The organism is Shewanella khirikhana (genome assembly GCF_003957745.1).
GTDB lineage: Bacteria > Pseudomonadota > Gammaproteobacteria > Enterobacterales > Shewanellaceae > Shewanella > Shewanella khirikhana.
Genome location: NZ_CP020373.1, coordinates 1,954,233 through 1,975,031, shown reverse-complemented (window position 1 = coordinate 1,975,031; position 20,799 = coordinate 1,954,233). Strand labels below are relative to the sequence as shown.

The following is a 20,799-nucleotide window of genomic DNA, read 5'->3' as shown; positions in this document are numbered from 1 at the left end:
TAAGGCATGCCACGACAAACCCAAGGAGTTTTACGCCGGATTGATGATGAAATGGCGTATTCGCAGGAGTTTTTTGCTCCGACAATTGCCATAGCGGACGCCATCATGCAGGATGAGGGTTCGCCTGTGTCCCTTTTTTTAGCCACCCGGCCCGACCCAGGTCACACGGAGGAGTTGAAGCTTTGAAGTATCCATTCATCCTGGCCTCATCATTGAGTTTACTGGCGCAGTTTTCTGCTGGCGCCGAATCCCTGCCATTTGAGAGCTGTATTGCCAACCTGAAACAACAGGCGCAGGAAGCGGGGATCAGCCCTGCACGCGTCAATTATCTCGATGCCATCAAACCCATAGAACGGGTGGTTGAGCTCGACCGCAGCCAGCCCGAATTTACCCAAACTTTTGCCGATTACTTTAATAAGCGGGTCACCGACCGGCGCATTGAAGAAGGCCGCAAGCTGCTAAAAACCCATGGCAAACTGCTGGCGAAACTGAAGCAGGAATACGGGGTGCCACCACAGTATTTGCTGGCATTCTGGGGGCTTGAAACCAACTTTGGTGGCTATAAAGGCAAAATGCCTGTGCTGGATTCGCTGGCGACTCTCGCCTGCGATGCGCGCCGCAGCACTTACTTTACCACCGAGCTTTTGCAGGCTCTGCGGCTGGCTGACAAATACGATTTGAGTGCCAATATCATGGTAGGCTCCTGGGCCGGTGCCATGGGTCACACCCAGTTTATGCCAACCACTTTCCTTGAATATGCCGTCGATGGTGATGGCAATGGCAAGGTGGATCTGTGGAACAGCACAGACGATGCCCTGACCTCGGCGGCCAACTTCCTGATGCACTTGGGCTGGCAGCGCAACGAGCGCTGGGGCCGTGAAGTGATGTTGCCAAAACACTATAATTTTGCCCACCTTGGCAGAAGCCACAAGCAGCCACTCAGTGTCTGGCGCGAGCTTGGCTTCAAACAGGCCAATGGCGCTTTGGTGCCAGCCCTCGAGATGCAGGCGGCGCTCTACGTTCCTGCGGGTCACACCGGGCCTGCTTTCCTTGGCTACAGCAACTTTGAAGTTATCCAGCGCTGGAATCGCTCAGAGTTTTATGCGCTGGCGGTGGGGCATCTGGCCGATCGGATAATGGGCGCATCACCTTTGAATGTGCCTGCGCCTATCCAGCCAAGACGCACCCGGGATGGCATCAAAACCATGCAAACCAAACTGATTGAGCTTGGTTATGACATAGGTACAGCCGATGGGGTGATTGGTGGCAAGACCCGCACAGCAATCCGAGATTTTCAGTCTAAAAATCAGCTTGTTCCCGATGGCTTTGCCGACGATGCCACCCTCAGGGCTTTAGGAATCGATGTGGCGTTAATCAGCTCAAAATGATTGCATCATCGGCAAAGGCCACGTAAGTTTGGGGCATTAACTGCATCAACCACAGGGAATGCCCCATGCCATTGGATGAACTCAGCCATGGCCAGCGCCAACGACTGGCCTTTATCGATTTCAGTCTGCAGTATTTTGGTGAAATCAGCCGTCAGGATCTGATTAGCCGCTTCGCCACCGGCCTGGCGGCCGCCACCCGCGACTTTGCCCTGTACCGGGAATTGGCGCCGGACAATATGCAGCTTATCCATCAGACCAAGCGCTACCATCGTCAGCCGGGTTTTAAGGCGCTGTTTCCCCACGATCCCGAATCGATTCTCCACGGTCTGGCACAGGGCTTTGGTGATGGTTTGTCGCATCCAAAGAAGCCAAGCGAAGTTTGTTTTGATGCGGTGGCGCTTATTCATCCCGAACCTGAAATTGTGGCGGGAGTGATGCGGGCGATCCAGGCCAGTGCCTCATTGAAGATACGTTACGTGTCGACATCCTCCGGCGAAACCAGCCGCGAAATCGTTCCCCATGCGCTGGTGAATAATGGCCAGCGCTGGCATGTGCGGGCATTTGATCGCCACAATGGCCAGTTTACCGACTTCGTTATCAACCGGATAAAGACCATCGGCGGCTTTGGTGAACCGGTGCTCGAGCATGAAAGAAGCGGCGCCGATGGTTTCTGGCAGCGCCAGGTGTGCCTGCTGCTGATCCCCCATCCTTCGCTTAAATTCCCCGAAGCCATTGAGCTTGATTACGGTATGCAGGAAGGCGTGCTTGAGCTGCATTGCCGCGCGGCGCTTGCCGGTTATTTGCTGCGGCAGTGGAGCGTGGATTGCAGCAGTCGCCATCAAATCAGCTCCGGGGTGTGCCAGTTGGCACTTAAAAACCTCGAAGTGCTGGATGTGATTGAGCATCGCACCATAGTCCCGGGCGCCCAGAGCCGATAAGGCTGGAGGGCGGGGCGCTTCTTTGTTAAGCTCCAGCGGTTTTAATTAATGAACAGGACAATTCATGGAAATCAAAGACGATCTGGTGGTGCAGTTCAACTACACCCTGCGTGATGAAAAGGGCGAAGTACTGGAAACCAACGAAGGCCATGATCCGGTTGCCTACCTGCACGGCCATCACAACATGATGCCCGGCGTGGAAAAAGCCATCGAAGGCAAGAATGTAGGTGACAAATTCAGCGTGACTCTGCCTGCCAGCGAAACCTATGGCGAGCGTATCGAAAACGCCGAGCAGCGCGTTCCAGCCAAGCACCTGATGGGTGCCAAGGTGTGGAAGCCTGGCATGCGCGCCATTGTGAACACCGATCAGGGTCAGCGTCAGGTGACTGTGGTTAAGGTGGGTAAGTTTATGATCACCGTTGACATCAACCACCCACTGGCTGGCCGCGAGCTGACCTTCGATATCGACATCGTTGCTGCCCGTGAAGCCACCGCTGAAGAAATCGCCCATGGCCACGCCCACGGCGTAGGCGGCCATCAGCACTGATTTTTGAATCGATGCAACAAAAAGCCCGGCAATGCCGGGCTTTTTTATGGGTTGGATTTGGCGATGACGTTCAGTGAAACAGCCGCTCGACACTTTGGGTGGTCATGGGGTGATATCCCGCTTTGGCGCGCCTGAACACGGCTTCGGCCCAGGGACGCTCCTCGCTCGCGGCCAGTTGCTCGTAGAGGGGCACCACCAAGCGGCGACGGCCAATGCGCTCAAGATACTGACCAAGCTCGGGTTTAATTTGGTAGTAGTGGCGCGCCAGTGCCAGTGAGTACCAGGCAAAGGCGATTTCGCTGTTGCGGCTTTGGCTTAGCTTAAAGCGGCTATCCAGCGCCTTGAGTCTGTCGTTATCGGATGCATCAGGCCTTAGTTGCAACTGATGTAAAAAGTGCAGCCAGTGATGGGTGCTCCAATCGCGGGTTTGCATGCCATTGATGTGGGCCTGGCTGCGACTGATGGCATCAACGCTGTTATCAATGGCTACAAAGGCCGAGCGGTCGATGGCCGGTACGGACTCGGGCAGGCCATGACCGAAAATCCAGCTGGTTAGCAGTGGCTCAAGCCGCGCCTTTTCGCCGGGGAAGGCACCAAGCAGATAATCGATAAAACTCTGGGTATCGACACTCTTAAAGGCGAAATGGTCAAAGTAGCCGGTGAGGAACTGATCGAAGGCGTCGCGGCCGAGTGTATGTTCCAGCGCCCTTAGAAACTGCTGCCCTTTAACATAGGCGACGCTGGAGAAGGCATCGTCCGGATCGCGCTGGCCAAGGTCTAGTTTCAGTGCCGTGTCACTGGCATCCAGTGTCGGCAGCTCGGCTCTCAGTTCATCATCGGCAATGGCAAGTTCCATCTGCGCCCGGGCTTTGCCGTAGAGATCTTCCATGATGCGGTTTTCCACGTAGGTGGTAAAACCTTCATTGAGCCATAAATCATCCCAGCTGGCGTTGGTGGCAAGATTTCCCGACCAGGAGTGAGCCAGTTCGTGGGCAATCAGGCTGACAAGACTCTTATCGCCGGCAATCACAGTTGGAGTGATAAAGGACAATCTGGGATTTTCCATACCGCCGAACGGAAAACTTGGCGGCAGCACCAGCAGGTCGTAGCGTTGCCAGCGGTAGGGGCCGAAGCGGCGCTCGGCAATCTCAATCATGTGTGGCGTTTCGGCAAATTCCTGCCAGGCGGCATCCAGCATGTCCGGCTCGGCCCAAACCCCGCTTCTATCATCAAAGGCTTTATAGTCGAGCTTGCCTGCGGCAATGGCAAACAGGTAGGCGGGAATGGCCTGGGGCATTTCAAAGCGGGTGGTGGTTTCATTGATGGGCGTGCGCTGCGCGCCCATTAGCACCTGTATGCCTTTGGGGGCATGAATGGTGGCATTGAAGGTGGTGCGTACCGCCGGGGTGTCCTGCAGCGGCAGCCAGCTTCTGGCATGAATAGCCTGGTTCTGGCTGAACATAAAGGGCGCCTGCTTGCCCTGAGTTTGCCCGGCGCTGAGCCACTGAAGCCCCGAAGCCTCGGTACTGCTGCGATAACGGATACCAATCTGCTGCGGCGCTGTGGCTGTTTCGATAATAATGGCTTCGCCCATGACCGGATGGACCGGACCCATGCTAAAACTAAGCGGCGTATTCCCCGAGGGCGTCACGGCCCAGACACTATCGATATCAAGGCCGCGGCTATCCAGAATGAGTTTACCTGTGCGCTGCTGCCAATTGAGGCTCAGCAGCGCTTCGCCGACAATTTGATGAAGATTGAAATCCAGCGTTAACTCAAGCTCAATATGCTCCAGTCTCACTTGCTGATAATTAGCGAAGGTAAGGGCATCTAGCTGTTGCTGGGGCAACTGCGCAGGCGTTTGGGCTGGTACAGAAGCTACTGGGATAGAAGCCGTTGGAATAGAAGCCGTTGGAATAGAAGCTGCTGCGATAGCATGCGGCGTACTCATTAACGTCAGAGTAAACAGCAGCGCTGAAAATCCTGTGGAGAACACAGCAGAAAAGCGTGGCTTCCCGGCAACGGGGTTAGCTTTGGGCAGATTTAGGGCAGACATGGCGTAGAATGTGAGGTTATTGTAGTTTTGCATGCATTATACACAATGTATGAACCATGCCTACCCAAGCGCAGATCCTGCCTATGCCAGCAGATTAAAGGATGCAGGTCTTCGCTTACATCAAAGCGTTGAGCCCTTGCGCTTATCCAATACGCTTTTTCAACCCGCGGCTTCACCGCGCAGTTTGGCACTCATTCAAAATGGTGTTTCAGGTAGCCAAGGCTGTTTTGTATGCCGTCTTCGAAGCCATAGCGCTCGGCATACCAGATGACGAAGGATGCTTTTCTCAGTGCTTGAAATTGTATCCGCTCCATCAGGCTTGCAGGATGCAGCGCCTGCCAATGGGTGTCACCAAGCTCGGTTTGATACTGTGCCAGCAGCGATGCAAAAAAGTCTGAAGAAGTACGTCGCCACAAAGGTGCCAAATCCATGGCCGGATCGCCAAGGCAGACATCGGAAAAATCCAGCACGCCGCCAAGGCTGCCATCTGGGCCAATCAAGATATTCCCCGGGCCAAAGTCGCCGTGGCAAATGCGCGGCTTGGGCAGGGGATTATGCTCAAACCTGTTCACGGCATTCTCGAAATAAGCCAGGGCGTTTTGCTGGCCGTCGCGGCTTAGGTGCGCGGCAGCAGCTGGCAGAATATCCGCTAAAAAATCATCATCGCCATAGGGATACGCATTAAGTCCAAGCCCAACAAGCTCTGGGGCTCGGGGCAGCTGGTGCAAGGATGCCAGAAACCGGGCAAGCTGCTGAGCCAGTAGCTTTTGTGCTTCGCGGATTAAGCTGTCTATGGCAGTGTGAGCGCCATCGATTTTGGGGTATAGCATCACCTCTGGCAGCACCTTTGTGGCGGGGGATTTAGCGGTGTTTGCCGTTGACGCAGAACTTAAGATAAGGGCAGGCATGAGTGATGCGGGTAGCCCCTGATGGCAAAGCGCGGTGATTATCGCCTGCTCCAATGCGAAGCGAGGCGCAGGCAGTCCTTTTTCAGGGGCAATCAGCTGCTTTGGTAATCGCAGTATCCAGCGATGGTTAATGTCGATAACAAGGTTGCTCCAGCCAGTGTCATTAATGGTCAGGGTGGTGATTTCAACGCCTGTTTTCGACACTATCCAGACTTCCAGCCAGTCTTCCAGCCAGTCCGCCAGACGCTCAAGGGGCAAGCCTGTTGCTGCATCTGAGTGCGCCTGCAGGGCACGAGACAGGGCTATAGGCGTGGCATCGGTCCCGTCCGGCGATTTCTCTGTTATGTGTCCTGATTTATGCAAACCTTCCTGATACAATTTGCCCCCTTGTATTGACCAAGCATGCCCACGGAGCACGCCGCCATGGTACTGCAACTTGTTAATGGAAAACTTATCCTTACCCCGATGGAGCTGCTTTGCAAGCTTGAAGGCGGCGTCCAGTTCAGGGCCCTGTGTGAGGATATCAGGCTGCTTGACTCGCCCAGGTTGCTGATAGCCGATGCGGGCGCCGTCAGCTGGACATTACCGCTGGATACTGATGAGCAGCTTGCGCTGATCCGCGACTTTTATGGATTACCAAAGGAATAATAATATCAATGACTAATCAAAAACAGCCACTGGACGCCATTGTCGTCGAGCCCAAGGTTGGTGCCCGCTATGCGGTGATTTGGCTCCACGGTCTGGGGGATTCGGGTGCCGGTTTTGCCCCTGTGGTGCCTGCCCTTGGTTTGCCCGATGATGCGGCCATTCGTTTTGTGTTCCCCCACGCCCCCGAGCAGCCGGTGACCATCAATGGTGGCTACATTATGCGTGCCTGGTACGACATCAAGAGCATGGATTTGCACGATCGGGCCGACATGGCCGGGGTGCTTGAGTCTGAGCAGCAGGTGCGTGGGCTGATTGAGGCGCAGATAGCGGCCGGAGTGCCGAGTGAGCGCATTGTGCTGGCAGGTTTCAGTCAGGGCGGGGTGATGAGCCTTTTCACCGGCTTACGATTTGACAGGCCATTGGCCGGGATTATGGCATTGTCCTGTTATTTGCCCGGTGGTGAGCAGCTGCCACAGGATGCCAGTGAGGCCAATCGCATGACAGCCATATTACAGCATCATGGCGAGCAGGATGAGGTGGTGCCCTTGTTTGCAGGTCAAATGGCCAAAGACGCCCTGGTTACCGCTGGCTATCAGGTTAACTGGCAGACCTATTCCATGGGCCACAGCGTGTTGCCAGCTCAGCTTGCTGACATTCGCCGCTGGTTGTTAGAAAAATTGGTCAACTAATCATCAATTGTTCATTTTGCCTTTTAAAAACGCACCTCGGGTGCGTTTTTTATTTGGAACAGTGCAAGCCGTTTACTTCGGATATGAAAACCCCTGTTTTTGGGACTTTAACAGAATGTTTACTCAGTCGTAGGTGTTAGCGTACGTCATTCATCAGAAAATCGGCATTGAGCTTGTTCTGTGAGGTAAACAAATGCTTGGTAAAAATGCTGTCAAAACCTACATTTAGCTCACGAAAATTCATATTTCTGCCACAATTGGGCGTCAAAATTGCTATTATGGTGCGCGACCAATGGCAAGATAGCCAAGTCTGCAATTGATGATGGTTAAAAATTAATAAAATCATGGGGTTGATAATATGTCACATAAACTGATCAAAGGAATGCTGGCCACAGCGGTTTTGGCAGCTCTCACTGGCTGTATGGATGCCGATCCAAAAGAGCCGGTTGTACCAACAACGTGCGCTGAAGCCGGTGATGCCTGTAAGACCTTTACTGTGCTGCATACCAACGATAACCACGGTCGTTTCTGGGAAAACAAAGACGGCGAGTACGGCATGGCTGCCCGTAAGACGCTGATCGACCAGATCCGCGGCGAAGTGGAAGGCAATGGCGGCGAAGTGCTGCTGCTGTCCGGTGGTGACATCAACACAGGTGTGCCTGAGTCTGATCTGCAGGATGCGGTACCTGACTTCATCGGTATGACCAAAATTGGTTACGATGCCATGGCGGTAGGTAACCATGAGTTCGACAACCCTCTGAGCGTGCTGGACATGCAGCGCCAGCTGGCCGACTTCCCATTCCTGTCTGCCAACATCTATAAGGCTGATGGCACTCGCTACTTCGACGCTTACAAGGTGTTTGAAGTCAACGGTGTGCGTATCGCCGTCGTGGGTCTGACCACAGAAGATACTGCCAAGATTGGTAACCCTGAATTTATCAGCGAGCTGACCTTTACCGATCCAAAAGAAGAAGTGGCCAAAGTTATCAAGGAAATCAAAGACGGCAACAAGGCCGATCTGGTTTTCGCCGTAACGCACATGGGTCACTATGCTGACGCACAAAACGGCAGCAACGCCCCTGGTGACGTGGCCATGGCCCGCAGCCTGAACAAAGGCGATCTGCAGCTGGTTATCGGTGGTCACTCTCAAAACCCAGTATGTATGGAGCCTGGCACCAACAACTACGCCGACTTCCAGCCTGGTGACGAGTGTACACCTGATCAGCAAAACGGTACCTGGATCATGCAGGCCCACGAGTGGGGCAAGTATGTTGGCCGTGCCGACTTTGAATACTTCAACGGCGAACTGCACCTGGCTTCTTACAAGCTCATCCCGGTTAACCTGAAGAAATCAGTAACTGATGAAGCCGGTAATAAGACCAAGGTACTGGTTGCCGATGCCATCGAGCCGGATGCCGAGCTGAAAGATCTGCTGCAATACTACCAGGACAAAGGCCAGGCCTCTCTGGATGAAGTGATTGCATCAACTGACGGTCGTCTGGAAGGTGATCGTACTTTCGTTCGTAACGAGCAGACCAACCTGGGTCGTCTGATTGCCATGGCGCAGGCCGTGAAAGTGAATGCCGATGTGGGTGTGATGAACTCTGGCGGCGTGCGTGCTTCTATCGATGCCGGTGACATCTCTTACCGCGACGTGCTGACCGTTCAGCCTTTCGGCAACATGGTTACCCTGAGCACCATGACTGGTACTGAGCTGGCTGAATACCTGAGCGCAGTAGCGACCATGCAGCGTGGTTCAGGTGCATACGCTCAAATCACCGGCGTGAAAATGACCGTTGACTGTACTGCCAAAACCGTTGATATCAGCGATGTAAACGGCAAAGGCTTTGCGGCCGACGCCAGTTACACCTTCACTGTACCCAGCTTCAACGCCGCTGGCGGTGATGGCTACCCAGTGCTGGCCCCGGTGCAAACTGGTTATGTAGATGCCGACGTACTGTACGACTTCTTCAAGACCAAGGGCACCATTAAGGCTGCCGATTACAACCCAGTTGGTGACATCGTTTACACCAACTCTGACAGCCCACTGGGTTGTGAAGTGACTGCTCAGTAATCTTTGATACTGTGAACCCAAAAAGGCCGGATTTCCGGCCTTTTTGTTTTTCAGGGGTTGAAAGCCAAAAAGCCGCCCCTATATAGGATAGTGAGCCGCGATAAATCGGGCTCGGGCATTGCCTTCGGGGATGCCGTTTCTGGCGCCAAACAGGCCCACAACTCTGGTGCGACAACGGTCGGCCAACACTTTTATATTGCTTTAGATGAGGATATAGCGATGCGTAACTATGATTTGACTCCCCTTTACCGCAGTGCCATTGGTTTTGACCGCCTGGCGCAACTGGCCGAACATGCCGCCGCCAACAATGGTAATGCCGGCTACCCGCCATACAATATCGAGCTTTTAGGCGAAAACCGTTATCGGATCACCATGGCCGTGGCAGGGTTTGCCATGGACGAGCTTGAGATCAGCAGCGAAGGCGACAAGCTGGTGGTGAAAGGTAACAAGCAAGACAAGAGCGCAGAGCGCAAGTATCTTTATCAGGGCATTGCCGAGCGCGGCTTCGAGCGTACTTTCCAACTGGCCGACTATGTGACTGTCACCGGTGCCTATCTTGAAAATGGCTTATTGAACATTGATTTGGTTCGGGAAATCCCTGAAGCCTTAAAGCCACGCAAAATTGAAATTGGCGCCCGTCCTGTGCTGGAAAACGTTGAATAACCACAGCTTCAGCGCTATAAAAAACGCCGGTCTATGACCGGCGTTTTGCGTTTCAGGTGCGGATAACCCGGTATAGCGCCGGATCGCCATGCAGACCTTCGACCTCACAAGGGCCAAGGGCGGCACGCATCTTCTGCGCGGCCTGGTAAAAGGCCTCTGGTGATGCCCATTTAGCCACATTGATAAGCTCAAAGGTGGCATCTGATTTGAGGGATTGATGCAACTGGGTAGACAGATACCCGGGCTGGGTCGCCATAAAATCGCGATGCCGTTCCCAGTAGGCGATACTGTCGGCAAGTTTCCCGGCGGGAACCGTAAAGGGATTGATCAGGGTAACTTCAGACATAGTGACTCCTCAGTCGATGAGCGGGTGAGTTATTTACCTGTCAGCGTTGAAGGCTGGCGTTTTTTGCCACGGCCACTCAACTTCAGGCCATCGCGAATATTCAGTCCCATCAGGACAAGATTGCCTGCACCACTGAGCAGCTCCAGCGCCTGCAGCAGATAAAACGTCAGCGTAAATTCACCTGCTGCGGCCAAAGAGTTCAGCACCAAGGCGCAGGGCAGCAGGATAAGCAGGCCATTGGCGGCAACAATTTTCATGCGCTTTTGCTTTTGTTGAACCAGCTTTCCAGCGCGCCCCATGGCTGAGCCGCTGGCACCTGTGGCAATCATGGCCGGGATCAGCAGCCACAGACCGGGAAACACAATCAGGCTTTTCACTGTGGCCACCTGTGCCGGGCTGCCAAACAGCTCCGTCAGTAAGGAGCTTGAAAAGAAAGTGGCAATACAAAGGGTTGCTATAATCGCGCCAAACATATGCAGTAACTTTTTCAATGAAAACCTCCGTTGGTGCTGCTGACGCAGTGCCGGTTATGGGATAGAATACGACAACAAGTTGTCAATTAATGACAGCATGTTGTCATATTGATTTGTATCTGTCAACAAATGACAGCATGTTGTCGTGTTTTAATGGGGGAAGGCCATGCAGCCATCAGCAGAAGGGCAGTTATTTACCTATATTGTGCTGGAAGTGTTCAAATTGGCGGGATTATTGGCCAGCGAAGGCGACAGGCTTGGCAAAGATCAGGACATGAGCAGTGCCCGCTGGAAGGTGCTTGGGGCACTGGCGCGGGAAAACACGCCGATGACAGTCTCTCAGGTCGCTAACTCCATGGGCCAAAGTCGCCAGGGGGTACAGCGGCTGGCAAATGAATTACAAGCCATTGGTGTACTTGAATTTGTAGATAATCCAGCACACAAAAAATCCAAGTTACTTAGCCTTACGCCCCAAGGGCTCGAGGTGCTGCAGGCGCTGCAGCAAAAGCAGGTTCCCTGGGCTGAAGACTGCGCCCGCACAGAAAAGCTCGCATCGCTGCAGGTGACGCTGGCACAGCTTCGGGCACTTAGCAGTAAATTCCAGCCCTGACTTGGCTAACGCCTGATCTTCATCTTTGGGCGAGTCCGCTTGCACTGCCGTGCGTTTTCATGGGGTAGCGCAATGCTTCTTTGCCGTCACTCGATGCTGCATTGCTGACAGCGGCGGGGTTTAAGGTAATGCTGGGATGCAAGACACCGGCAGGCTCCGGCGCCTTGCATCCATTCTCTCAGGTGTTTTCGACTGAGCCGTCACGGAATATCCGTAAGAACTCGACCTTGTCTTTGATACTGTCGGCGTGTTTTTCGAACTTATTCAACGTCTTGAATTCTTCCAGATCGCCAGTGTCGTTGTAGCGGAAGTGGGTGATTTTGGCGTCTTTCGGGTCGAAGCCAAACTTGGCCGAGTAGCGACAGTGCAAATCGCCAAGGAAAATATCCTTAAATTGCAGGAAGTACACGGTATCGTACCAGGCTACGTGCAGCACGACGCTCAGACCATGCTGCATAGGTGACTCCCAGGTCCATGCCGGTTGCACCCGGGAGCGGATAAGTAAATCGGAGACCGCTATCTCCTTAAGGCAGGCACGTACCTGGCTTTCTTCTTTAAAGTGCATCTCAACCCGGCTCAGATGGGTGGGGGCCACATCGAAATTCACCGGTGTGCCCATGCTGATAAGTTGATGTTTGGGAAACTCTTTTCGAAGCAGATTCAAGAGTTTTACAAAGGTAATGTCCTTGGTCACCCGCTTGGTTTTACCAAACACATCGGTGACGTATTGGGGCACATAATCCACTTTGGACCTGACCAGAATGTCCTCGGTGGGGATGGAAGCGACCAGGGTAACTGTGTAACCGTCTTCCTGTTTGACGTGCAGGTATTTCATGGGACTCTCCTTGTGTTATACCGCCGGGCGGCTTTGCCAGGATGAAAAAACACTTATCCCCGTAAAACCTGATTATTTTTACTGCTCTTCTATTGGTTTGTGGTTAAAAATACTGCAATCAGGGTTTGGTTAGCATATTGAACTGATTTGCATTGTAGAATCGGTTGAAAGTCGGACATTTGCCCATAAAAAAAGCCGGATTGACCGGCTTTTTTTATGGAGAGCACAAATCAGGCGCGCATGGACTTTTCGCCGCGGGAGAGGCCAACCACGCCGGAGCGGGAGACTTCCACCACCTTGGTCACTTCCGCCAGGGCATTGATAAAGGCATCAAGCTTGTCGCTGGTGCCTGCCAACTGAATGGTGTAGTGGCTGGCGGTCACATCCACTATCTGGCCGCGGAAGATATCGGCGCTGCGTTTGATTTCCTCGCGCACTTCGCCCTGAGCGCGCACCTTCACCAAAGCCAGCTCGCGCTCAATATGGGCCGATTCGGTGATGTTCGAAACCTTGAGCACGTCAATCAGCTTGTGCAGCTGTTTCTCGATTTGCTCAAGCACCATTTCATCGGCGGCCACGGTAATGTTCATCCGCGAAAGGGTGGCATCGTCGGTTGGCGCCACGGTCAGGCACTCGATATTGTAACCACGTTGGGAGAACAGGCCCACTACACGGGAGAGGGCGCCGGGTTGGTTTTCCAAAAGTACAGATATGATTCGGCGCATCAGCTTCTCTCCGTTTTGCTCAGCCACATTTCGTTCATCGCGCCCCCGCGGATTTGCATCGGGTACACGTGTTCGGTCTCATCGACGTTGATATCCACAAACACCAGTCTGTCGGTGAGCGACAGCGCTTCGGCAAGCTTACTTTCCAGCTCTTCCGGGCAGGTGATAGTGATACCCACGTGGCCATAGGCCTCGGCGATTTTGGCAAAATCGGGCACCGAATCCATGTAGGAATGGGAATGGCGGCCAGAGTAAATCATGTCCTGCCACTGTTTAACCATACCCAGGAAGCGGTTGTTAAGGTTGATAATTTTCACCGGCACATCGTATTGCATGGCGGTGGACAGCTCTTGAATATTCATTTGAATGGAGCCATCGCCGGTCACACACACCACGGTTTCATCGGGCATGGCCATTTTCACGCCCATGGCGGCAGGCAGACCAAAGCCCATGGTGCCAAGCCCCCCGGAGTTAATCCAGCGGCGGGGCTTGTCGAAGGGGTAGTAGAGGGCGGCAAACATCTGGTGCTGACCCACATCCGACGCCACATAGGCATCACCCCGGGTGAGACGATACAGGGTTTCAATCACTTGCTGTGGCTTGATTTTCTCGCTGCCTGTCTCGTAAGACAGGCACTTGCGGGCGCGCCAGCTGTTGATGTCTTTCCACCAACAGTCGATGGCGGCTTCATCCATAGCGCCTTGCTGACCATCATCGAGCAGCGCCAGCATTTCATCCAGCACCTTGTCAGCGCTGCCCACAATGGGAATGTGCGCCTGCACGGTTTTGGAAATGGATGATGGGTCAATGTCGATATGCAGCACAGTGGCGTTGGGGCAGTATTTCTGCACATTGTTGGTGGTGCGATCGTCGAAGCGAACCCCAATGCCGAAAATCAGGTCGCTGTCGTGCATGGTCATGTTGGCTTCGTAAGTGCCGTGCATCCCCAGCATGCCGATATGATTCGGGTGGGTACCCGGAAAGGCACCAAGGCCCATCAGGGTGCTGACCACTGGAATATTGAGCCGCTCAGACAGCGCCAGAATTTGCTGCTGACAGGCGGAGATAATGGCGCCGCCACCCACGTAGAGCACCGGCTTCTTGGCTGCCAGCAGGGTTTGCAGGCCACGGCGAATTTGGCCCTTGTGGCCTGATACCGTTGGGTTATACGAGCGCATTTTGACTTCGGTCGGATACTCGTAGTCAAACTTCAGCGCTGGATTCAGGGTGTCTTTTGGCAAATCCACTACCACGGGGCCTGGGCGACCGGTGGCGGCAATGTAAAAGGCCTTTTTGATGGTGCTGGGGATATCCCGCGGATCTGTCACCAAAAAGGAGTGTTTTACAATGGGGCGGGAAATACCAATCATGTCGCATTCCTGAAAAGCATCGTTGCCAATCAGGCTGGAGGGTACCTGGCCCGAGAGTACAACCAGCGGCACCGAGTCCATGTAGGCGGTGGCAATGCCGGTAATGGCATTGGTGGCGCCGGGGCCCGAGGTCACCAGTACCACGCCCACCTCACCGGTGGCGCGGGCATAGCCATCGGCCATGTGTACGGCGGCTTGCTCGTGACGAACCAGAATATGTTCTATGTTGGAACTTTCATGCAGGGCATCGTAGATGTCCAGGACGGAACCGCCTGGGTAACCGAAAATGTGCTTTACGCCTTCATCGATAAGAGATCGGACGATCATGCTGGCGCCGGAAAGCTTTTCCATTCGTGCATCCTCAAAAAATACCGTTACGGTAAACAGTAAATTGTTACAGCGACGGTAATCGCTCTAAAACCAAGCCCTTGGGGTACCAAGAACTCGCACAATTGCCAAAGCTTCGGGTAAGAAGCCAAACACCGAACCAGATCGGCGTGGCAACTGTCACTCGTGGACAGGCCTTCATCTTTCAAAAAAGCTTGCTCAATTTCAAGCCATATTTCAAAAAAAACAACGAACTTAAAGAAAATTCAACATTCATGGTCGGAACTTCAGCAATTGAGATAGCGGACTTTATGCAGGTTTAAAATCTAATTCATTGGAATAAAACAAGAAGTTTAAGATTTGTGCCCGGCGCGGCCGCGCCGGGCGAATCGAGCGCTTTTTGCAGAATCCTTAATCCTGAGTGCGGCGGCTCAGATGTTGGCACCAAAGAGCAACCACCACGGCGAGCAGCATCAGGACGGAAAATGGCAAAGCCGTGCCGGTATAGAGCAGCGCAAGCAGTGGGCCTGCTGCGGCGCCAATACCAAACCTCAGGGTGCCGATAACCGCCGTCACTGTGCCGGTTTCCTGCTGAAACTTAAGCAACACAATGGCATCGGCATTGACCGACATAACCCCAAGACAGGCCATCAGCGGCATCAGGGTAACCATGGTAGCCATCAATTCCAGCTCAAGCGCATTGGCGCCAACCAGTAGCAGCGCAAATATGACCCCCAGTACGCTGGAAGCCCTGAGAAGCCTAAGGGACCCATAACGGCCGACAATCCGCGAGTTGACCACGTTGGCCAACATCAGCGCGCCCACATTGGCTGCAAACACCATGGCAAAATGGTGGCTATCCAGAGCGAACACTTCCATAAACACGAAGGCCGATGCTGTGAGATAACAGAAAAATGCAAACGAGGTGAGCACACCGCTGGCAATAAAGCCCTTTACCCCGGGTCGCGACAGCACGGTTTTGTATGCCTGGATAAACCCGGGCTTTTGCTCACTCGTTTTGCCGGGCTCTGGGATTTTCAGGCCAAAAAAGACCAACACCAGCGCAGCAAAGGCGTACACAGCGAGAACATAAAACACCATCTGCCAATGGCTTATCTTCAAAATAAAACTGCCGATACTGGGCGCAATCAGCGGTGCCAGCATCATGATCAGGCTGACATAGGACATGCCCTTGGCGGTGTTGTCGCCATATAGAATTTTGACATAGCCAGGCACCACCACAGTGGCGGCAGAGCCAATCATCGCCTGGATAAACCGCAGCACGAAAAAGCTTTCAGGTGTCGTGGCATGGGCCAGCAATAGACTGCAAATACCAAAGCCACTTAGTCCCAGCAATACCAATGGGCGGCGGCCATATTTGTCCGCCAGCGGCCCAAACAGCAGCAGGCCGCAGGCGTAACCGGCAAGATAAACGCTGAGGCTTTGCTGCAGCCGGGTGATGTCGGAGTTGAGGCTGTCGGCAATGGCCGACATGGCAGGCAGGTACATATCAATCGCCAGCGGCGTGATGGCGACTATGGATGCAAGCAGCGGGATAAGCCAGGTTCTGCCGGGCTGCGGGCTTGCACTTGATTGGGTGGTTTCGGGCTGTGACTGAGCTCCCACTGTTACCTCTCGTGGATGAATGTCGAAAAATCAGGCGTATCTTGGGTGATTTGGCCGGGGTCCCCACCCACGGCCGAACTTGTCATCTTAGGGCAGGGCGACAATGCCTGCCAGTCGCCTTTCGGCGTCAATTGCAAACAATTGTTGCTGCTGCTCACACCACCGCATTGGCGTGGGAAAAAAGCTCCGCCAGGGTGGCATGGATCCGGGCAAATACCTCATCTTCCTGACCCCTTGGGATGCGCCCAAGGCTTAAGCGCACCCCATTGGCCGGGCCGCCAAAATCCGACAGACTGCGGCCAAGGATCCCCTGGCTTGCCAGGGCGCCGATAAGGTGACTGGCACGGTAGCCCTCGGGCAACATCAGCAACCCATTGAGTCCACGGCTTTTTGCCTCCAGCCCCAGGTCATTTGCCATGGCGAGAAAGCGTTGCTGCAGGCCGGTTATCCAGCTGTCGCGGTGCTGGTGCACGCCGCCGGCGCGGATAAGATCGCAGCCAAGCTCAATCAGTAGCGGTGACACCATCCAGCACTGGGCGTGAATAACTTGATTGATGCGGCCAAGCAGTCTTGGCGGTGTGAGCATAAAACCAAAACGAATGCCGCCGGCAAAGCGTTTCGACAAGCTGCTGATGTACACCACTGAGTAAGCATCTCCCGCCAATTGCCACAATGGCAGTTGCCACTCATCCGCGGTGCAGTAATTCACATCGTCTTCGATGATAGTGATCCCATGACGGCGGGCAAGGGCCAGTACCTGGTGCCTTTGGCTCTCGCTGTAGCCGATGCAGCCAGGGTTTTGGCTGTTGGGGGTGAGATACATGGCCTTGGGGCTGTGGCGCAGTATTGCTTCCTCAAGGGCTGCTAAATCGAGGCCATTATCGGTTAACGCCACCCCGGCCAGATTGAGTTTAAGCTCGGCGGCGGCCTTATTCAGACCTGGATAACACCAGGCTTCGTGCAGCACCCAGTCGCCCGGTTCACAGCAACTGGCCAGTGCGGCATAGAGCGCCTGCTGCGCCCCCTGGGTGAATACCAGTTTGCCACCAAAGTCGTCTATCCCCATGTTTTTGAGGTAATCGAAAACTGTGCTGTGCTGCGCATCCAAAGGGGCGGCGTGATAATCAAGCAGGCTGGCCAGCCGATGCGGGTCGCGGCCAAGGCGATACAGCACTTCGCCAAGCACAGTGGCCTGATCGGTAATGGCTTGTTGGCAGGTGGCCAGATCAAGTGGGCCTTGCTGCACGTGGCTGAGCTGACGCACATAGGTGCCGTCACCAACACGGGCCTCTACCCAGCCACGGTGGATAGCCAGGGTATAGGCGCGGGTGACAGTACCTAAGGTGATGCCCAGTGCATCGGCCAGTCGCCGCTGGGGAGGCAGCTTACTGCCGGGGGCCAGAATACCTTCATCGATTGCTTCGCCGATGGCACTGGCGAGCTTTTCGTATTTGCTGCCGCTGAACTTTTCCAGCGAAGGCACCCAAATTGTACGCATGACAATATTCCCATTGATCTCATTTTGTCTCGATATAGTATGGAAATAATTCAGTGATTTCCAGTGTATAATGTATCAATACAATTTTGAGGTTGTTTATGGATCCTACCCTGACCACTCTACTAGTTTCAGCGGCATTGTTCTGCGCCACCATGACCATGACTCCCGGCCCCAACAATGTGCTGTTGGCCCAGTCCGGGGCCAATTTTGGGGTGCGGCGCACCTTGCGCCATGTGGTGGGTATTCGGCTCGGCACTACCTCATTGCACGTGGCGGTATTGTTGGGGCTTGGCACTTTGTTTGAAGAGTTTCCGATGCTGCATCAAAGCCTTAAGTTGGTTGCGCTGGCGTACCTGCTGTGGCTTGCCTACAAAATTGCCACTGCGCCGACCGGGGACAAAAACGGCGGGCGCACCGAACCTATGGGAGTGATAGAAGCCGCGGTTTTTCAGTGGATTAACCCCAAAAGCTGGCTTGCGGTAATGACGCTTTGCAGTGCTTTTACCCTCGCGGGCGATGGTTACTGGTATAGCGCCCTGATGATGGTGCTGGTATTCAATCTGGTGGGATTGCCCGCTTCATTCACCTGGGTGTTCCTCGGGCAGGCGATTGGCCGTTTTCTCAATACCGCCGGACGCAGACGCGGCTTTAACCTGGCCATGGCGATATGCCTTTTGGCGACACTGCCGATGGTCGTTTTGTGATAGTGGCTCGCTAATGGTGCTAAGGTAAGCTAAGAGTTACCTCACTCATGCTCATGAGCCTGGTCCCGGAGATGGCCGCTTTTGTGGCCTCTCCAAGTGTGGCCTCCCAAGAGACAGCAACTTTGCATCCGCTTCAGCCCATTGCACCCGAAAAGCTGACACAAATCTGTCATTCATTGGACTATTTTTGCTGGCGGGGATAGACAAATTACGCTAATTCAAGGATAAGGCAGGGAATTGACAGCGTTTGCAAGGAGTGGGCATGTCGCGTGTGTTGTCCCTGATGCCGGGACTGGCATCAATCAAAGATTATCAAAAAGACTGGTTAAAGGATGACGTCAGGGCTGCCTTGTCGGTCAGTGCCGTGGCTTTGCCGGTGGCGATTGCCTATGCCCAGCTCACGGGCGTGAATGCCCTGGTGGGTCTGTATTCCTGTATCTTGCCTATGCTGGTGTACGCGCTTTTTGGCACCTCCAGGCAGCTGATTGTTGGCCCGGATGCGGCTACCTGTGCCGTGATTGCCGCCGTGGTGACCCCACTTGCTGCTGGAGACAGCATCAAGCACTGGCAGCTGGTGATGACCATGACCGCCATGACCGGTTTTTGGTGCCTACTGGCCAGCCGCTTCAAGCTTGGGATCCTGGCTGACTTTTTGTCCAAACCCATTCTGATGGGGCTGCTCAACGGGGTGGCCATTACCATTATCGTCGGTCAGGCATCCAAAATTTTGGGCTTCAGTTTTGACGAGCGTTATCTGCTTGACCGCCTTGCTGCTGCACCTGGCTATTTCAGTCAAATTCACTGGGCAACGCTTGCCATGAGTCTCAGTGCCGTGTTGGTGTTTTTGCTGGTAAAACGGATTAAACCCAACTGGCCAGCGGCCATGGTGGTGATTGTTGCCTGTACTTTGGTGGCCTGGGCCGGAGGGCTTGAGCGCTTCGATGTGGCGCTGGTGGGGGATTTAAGTAGCAATATGCCGACATTTCAGTTGCCTGCATTCGATATCGGGCTTGCCCGTGAACTGGTGATGCCAGCGCTGAACTTAGCCATGGTGAGCTTTGTGAGCATGATGCTGACGGCCCGAAGCTTTGCGGCCAAAAATGGCTATGATATTGACCCCGATAAAGAATTCCGTGCCTTGGGGCTTGCCAATATTGCGTCTGCTTTCTCTCAGGGCTTTGCGGTAAGTGGCGCCGATTCGCGCACGGCTGTGAATGATGCCAGTGGCGGCAAGAGTCAGTTGGTGTCGGTAATCGCCGCGCTGGTGATTGGAATTGTTGCCTGGTTTTTTACTGCGCCGCTGTCGTTTATCCCTCAGGCCGCCCTTGGCGTGGTGCTGGTGGTGGCGTCCTGGTCGCTGATTGATCTTAAAACCCTCTGGAAGCTTAGAAAACGGGACAACCGGGCGTTTTTGCTGGCGGCCACCACCTTTGTGGCTGTGCTCTTGATTGGAGTCATTCCCGGGATCACCCTGGCGGTGCTGCTGGGATTGTTTCAGTTTTTGCAGGTGGTAATGCGCCCAAGCGATCAGTGTTTGGGGCTGGATTCCAAAGGGACACTGCGAAGCCTGGACGGCTCAGATAAAGCAACCCCGGTACCCGGCGTGTTTATTTACCGTTTCAACTCGCCGCTGACCTACTTTAACGCCAGCTATTTCAAGCGCCGGCTGATAGAGAAAATCGCTGCCGAGCCGGAAACGCCGGATGTGGTGATTATCGATGCTGTGCCTTGTTTTACTCACCCTGACATCAGTGTGATGGCAATGCTGTCGGATCTGTTTAATTTCTTTAAACGGCGCCATATACGGCTGATATTGGCAGGGCGAAAACGTCAGCTGATAAGCTGGTGTGATGCCCAGGGGATCCCTACAGGGGATGGTGGCCTGCTTATTCGCTCGGATCTCTATCTGGCACTGAAGATGAGTCAGTCTTATAAGCAGGCGGTGGCAGACGGTCAGGCGCCGGTGCTGAAGCGGCCGCCGGACTTGGATTTGGTGCTGGAGCACAGCCAGATCTGATGGCAGAGTGAATTGGATATCAAAAAGCCCCGCATTGGCGGGGCTTCTTTTTGTGCATGTGTGCGCATCTGAATCGCGAATTTTGCGTCCCAGGTTTATTCACGTCCCAGCATATCGCAGGGGATAAGGCCTTGATAAAAATAGTATCCGGCCGGGCCCAGACTCAAACTCAACACACACCACAGCAGTTTTTGCGCGGGTGTTATTTTTGCATCGTTGCTGATGGCCTTATAGCCAAACAGGCAATGCAACACCACAAGCAAGATAAGCAGCGATAAAATCGTGATTTCCATATACAAACCTTAAGGTTTTCCCAGAAAGGCTGCGCGTCGTGCGCTCTCCCCAATGCCTCGGATA

General features: G+C 54.0%; 20 protein-coding genes. 10 read left to right on the top strand and 10 right to left on the bottom strand.

Translation table 11 applies throughout. The features are described from left to right. The first annotated feature begins 182 nt into the window (after positions 1-182). The 3 genes from STH12_RS08585 (at position 183) to STH12_RS08575 (ending at position 2,873) form a co-directional block, all read left to right on the top strand. Positions 183-1,388, top strand: coding sequence for a lytic murein transglycosylase (locus STH12_RS08585; protein ID WP_126167165.1), 1,206 nt, complete (start codon positions 183-185; stop codon positions 1,386-1,388). Between the two features lie 65 nt (positions 1,389-1,453). Next, positions 1,454-2,326, top strand: a complete 873-nt coding sequence (locus STH12_RS08580; protein WP_126167164.1) for a WYL domain-containing protein — start codon at positions 1,454-1,456, stop codon at positions 2,324-2,326. A gap of 64 nt (positions 2,327-2,390) precedes the next feature. Then, a complete protein-coding gene (locus STH12_RS08575) occupies positions 2,391-2,873 on the top strand; it encodes an FKBP-type peptidyl-prolyl cis-trans isomerase (RefSeq protein ID WP_126167163.1) in 483 nt (160 codons plus the stop codon). Positions 2,874-2,943: 70 nt separating this feature from the next. Here STH12_RS08575 and STH12_RS08570 read toward each other — a convergent pair whose 3' ends face one another. Both STH12_RS08570 and STH12_RS08565 read right to left on the bottom strand, forming a co-directional pair. Then, entirely contained in the window at positions 2,944-4,824 is a 1,881-nt protein-coding gene (locus tag STH12_RS08570; RefSeq protein ID WP_237158858.1) for a M1 family metallopeptidase, read from the bottom strand. Positions 4,825-5,120: 296 nt separating this feature from the next. Continuing rightward, entirely contained in the window at positions 5,121-6,200 is a 1,080-nt protein-coding gene (locus tag STH12_RS08565) for a phosphotransferase family protein (RefSeq protein WP_164551170.1), read from the bottom strand. Positions 6,201-6,260: 60 nt separating this feature from the next. On the opposite strand from STH12_RS08565, the gene STH12_RS08560 reads away from it, so the two are divergent. From STH12_RS08560 to STH12_RS08545, 4 genes are all read left to right on the top strand, one after another. Then, entirely contained in the window at positions 6,261-6,485 is a 225-nt protein-coding gene (locus STH12_RS08560; protein WP_164551169.1) for a DUF3389 family protein, read from the top strand. A gap of 8 nt (positions 6,486-6,493) precedes the next feature. Beyond that, the gene (locus tag STH12_RS08555) at positions 6,494-7,174 is read left to right on the top strand and encodes an alpha/beta hydrolase (RefSeq protein ID WP_126167160.1); all 681 of its coding nucleotides are present in this window, start codon (positions 6,494-6,496) and stop codon (positions 7,172-7,174) included. 358 nt (positions 7,175-7,532) lie between these two features. After that, positions 7,533-9,248, top strand: a complete 1,716-nt coding sequence (ushA, locus tag STH12_RS08550; protein WP_126167159.1) for a bifunctional UDP-sugar hydrolase/5'-nucleotidase UshA — start codon at positions 7,533-7,535, stop codon at positions 9,246-9,248. 219 nt (positions 9,249-9,467) lie between these two features. Next, the gene (locus STH12_RS08545) at positions 9,468-9,911 is read left to right on the top strand and encodes an Hsp20 family protein (RefSeq protein ID WP_126167158.1); all 444 of its coding nucleotides are present in this window, start codon (positions 9,468-9,470) and stop codon (positions 9,909-9,911) included. Between the two features lie 52 nt (positions 9,912-9,963). On the opposite strand, the gene STH12_RS08540 is transcribed toward STH12_RS08545, so the two are convergent. Together STH12_RS08540 and STH12_RS08535 are read right to left on the bottom strand one after the other, a co-directional pair. Next, on the bottom strand, positions 9,964-10,257 hold the full coding sequence (locus tag STH12_RS08540) for an antibiotic biosynthesis monooxygenase family protein (protein WP_126167157.1): 294 nt from the start codon (positions 10,255-10,257) through the stop codon (positions 9,964-9,966). 29 nt (positions 10,258-10,286) lie between these two features. Then, on the bottom strand, positions 10,287-10,748 hold the full coding sequence (locus tag STH12_RS08535) for a hypothetical protein (RefSeq protein WP_126167156.1): 462 nt from the start codon (positions 10,746-10,748) through the stop codon (positions 10,287-10,289). Positions 10,749-10,896: 148 nt separating this feature from the next. On the opposite strand from STH12_RS08535, the gene STH12_RS08530 reads away from it, so the two are divergent. Next, positions 10,897-11,340, top strand: a complete 444-nt coding sequence (locus STH12_RS08530; RefSeq protein WP_126167155.1) for a MarR family winged helix-turn-helix transcriptional regulator — start codon at positions 10,897-10,899, stop codon at positions 11,338-11,340. Positions 11,341-11,518: 178 nt separating this feature from the next. On the opposite strand, the gene STH12_RS08525 is transcribed toward STH12_RS08530, so the two are convergent. From STH12_RS08525 to STH12_RS08505, 5 genes are all read right to left on the bottom strand, one after another. Continuing rightward, on the bottom strand, positions 11,519-12,175 hold the full coding sequence (locus STH12_RS08525; RefSeq protein WP_126167154.1) for a hypothetical protein: 657 nt from the start codon (positions 12,173-12,175) through the stop codon (positions 11,519-11,521). A 230-nt stretch (positions 12,176-12,405) separates the two neighbouring features. Further along, positions 12,406-12,900, bottom strand: a complete 495-nt coding sequence (ilvN, locus tag STH12_RS08520; RefSeq protein ID WP_126167153.1) for an acetolactate synthase small subunit — start codon at positions 12,898-12,900, stop codon at positions 12,406-12,408. Further along, a complete protein-coding gene (locus STH12_RS08515) occupies positions 12,900-14,621 on the bottom strand; it encodes an acetolactate synthase 3 large subunit (RefSeq protein ID WP_126167152.1) in 1,722 nt (573 codons plus the stop codon). Before STH12_RS08515 ends, ilvN begins: the two co-directional genes overlap by 1 nt. A gap of 387 nt (positions 14,622-15,008) precedes the next feature. After that, a complete protein-coding gene (locus tag STH12_RS08510; RefSeq protein WP_126167151.1) occupies positions 15,009-16,223 on the bottom strand; it encodes a multidrug effflux MFS transporter in 1,215 nt (404 codons plus the stop codon). Positions 16,224-16,377: 154 nt separating this feature from the next. Beyond that, positions 16,378-17,721 carry an aminotransferase-like domain-containing protein gene (locus STH12_RS08505; RefSeq protein WP_126167150.1) on the bottom strand — a complete coding sequence of 448 codons (1,344 nt, stop codon included), beginning with the start codon at positions 17,719-17,721 and terminating at the stop codon, positions 16,378-16,380. Between the two features lie 98 nt (positions 17,722-17,819). Here STH12_RS08505 and STH12_RS08500 point away from each other — a divergent pair, with 98 nt between their 5' ends. Both STH12_RS08500 and STH12_RS08495 read left to right on the top strand, forming a co-directional pair. Further along, the gene (locus STH12_RS08500; RefSeq protein WP_126167149.1) at positions 17,820-18,425 is read left to right on the top strand and encodes a LysE family translocator; all 606 of its coding nucleotides are present in this window, start codon (positions 17,820-17,822) and stop codon (positions 18,423-18,425) included. Between the two features lie 256 nt (positions 18,426-18,681). Continuing rightward, positions 18,682-20,442 (top strand): SulP family inorganic anion transporter, encoded by a 1,761-nt coding sequence (locus tag STH12_RS08495; protein WP_418856612.1) that lies wholly within the window; start codon positions 18,682-18,684, stop codon positions 20,440-20,442. A 95-nt stretch (positions 20,443-20,537) separates the two neighbouring features. Here the strand turns inward: STH12_RS08495 and STH12_RS08490 are convergent, their stop codons facing one another. Next, a complete protein-coding gene (locus STH12_RS08490) occupies positions 20,538-20,735 on the bottom strand; it encodes a hypothetical protein (protein WP_126167148.1) in 198 nt (65 codons plus the stop codon). Positions 20,736-20,799: the final 64 nt, after the last annotated feature.

What these genes read in the sequence shown, in the direction of transcription:
- STH12_RS08580 (WP_126167164.1), top strand. Translation starts at nt 1,454, where the DNA reads ATGCCATTGGATGAACTCAGCCATGGCCAGCGCCAACGACTGGCCTTT.
- STH12_RS08575 (WP_126167163.1), top strand. Translation starts at nt 2,391, where the DNA reads ATGGAAATCAAAGACGATCTGGTGGTGCAGTTCAACTACACCCTGCGT.
- STH12_RS08570 (WP_237158858.1), bottom strand. Translation starts at nt 4,824, where the DNA reads ATGAGTACGCCGCATGCTATCGCAGCAGCTTCTATTCCAACGGCTTCT.
- STH12_RS08560 (WP_164551169.1), top strand. Translation starts at nt 6,261, where the DNA reads ATGGTACTGCAACTTGTTAATGGAAAACTTATCCTTACCCCGATGGAG.
- STH12_RS08555 (WP_126167160.1), top strand. Translation starts at nt 6,494, where the DNA reads ATGACTAATCAAAAACAGCCACTGGACGCCATTGTCGTCGAGCCCAAG.
- ushA (WP_126167159.1), top strand. Translation starts at nt 7,533, where the DNA reads ATGTCACATAAACTGATCAAAGGAATGCTGGCCACAGCGGTTTTGGCA.
- STH12_RS08545 (WP_126167158.1), top strand. Translation starts at nt 9,468, where the DNA reads ATGCGTAACTATGATTTGACTCCCCTTTACCGCAGTGCCATTGGTTTT.
- STH12_RS08540 (WP_126167157.1), bottom strand. Translation starts at nt 10,257, where the DNA reads ATGTCTGAAGTTACCCTGATCAATCCCTTTACGGTTCCCGCCGGGAAA.
- STH12_RS08530 (WP_126167155.1), top strand. Translation starts at nt 10,897, where the DNA reads ATGCAGCCATCAGCAGAAGGGCAGTTATTTACCTATATTGTGCTGGAA.
- STH12_RS08525 (WP_126167154.1), bottom strand. Translation starts at nt 12,175, where the DNA reads ATGAAATACCTGCACGTCAAACAGGAAGACGGTTACACAGTTACCCTG.
- ilvN (WP_126167153.1), bottom strand. Translation starts at nt 12,900, where the DNA reads ATGCGCCGAATCATATCTGTACTTTTGGAAAACCAACCCGGCGCCCTC.
- STH12_RS08515 (WP_126167152.1), bottom strand. Translation starts at nt 14,621, where the DNA reads ATGGAAAAGCTTTCCGGCGCCAGCATGATCGTCCGATCTCTTATCGAT.
- STH12_RS08505 (WP_126167150.1), bottom strand. Translation starts at nt 17,721, where the DNA reads ATGCGTACAATTTGGGTGCCTTCGCTGGAAAAGTTCAGCGGCAGCAAA.
- STH12_RS08500 (WP_126167149.1), top strand. Translation starts at nt 17,820, where the DNA reads ATGGATCCTACCCTGACCACTCTACTAGTTTCAGCGGCATTGTTCTGC.
- STH12_RS08490 (WP_126167148.1), bottom strand. Translation starts at nt 20,735, where the DNA reads ATGGAAATCACGATTTTATCGCTGCTTATCTTGCTTGTGGTGTTGCAT.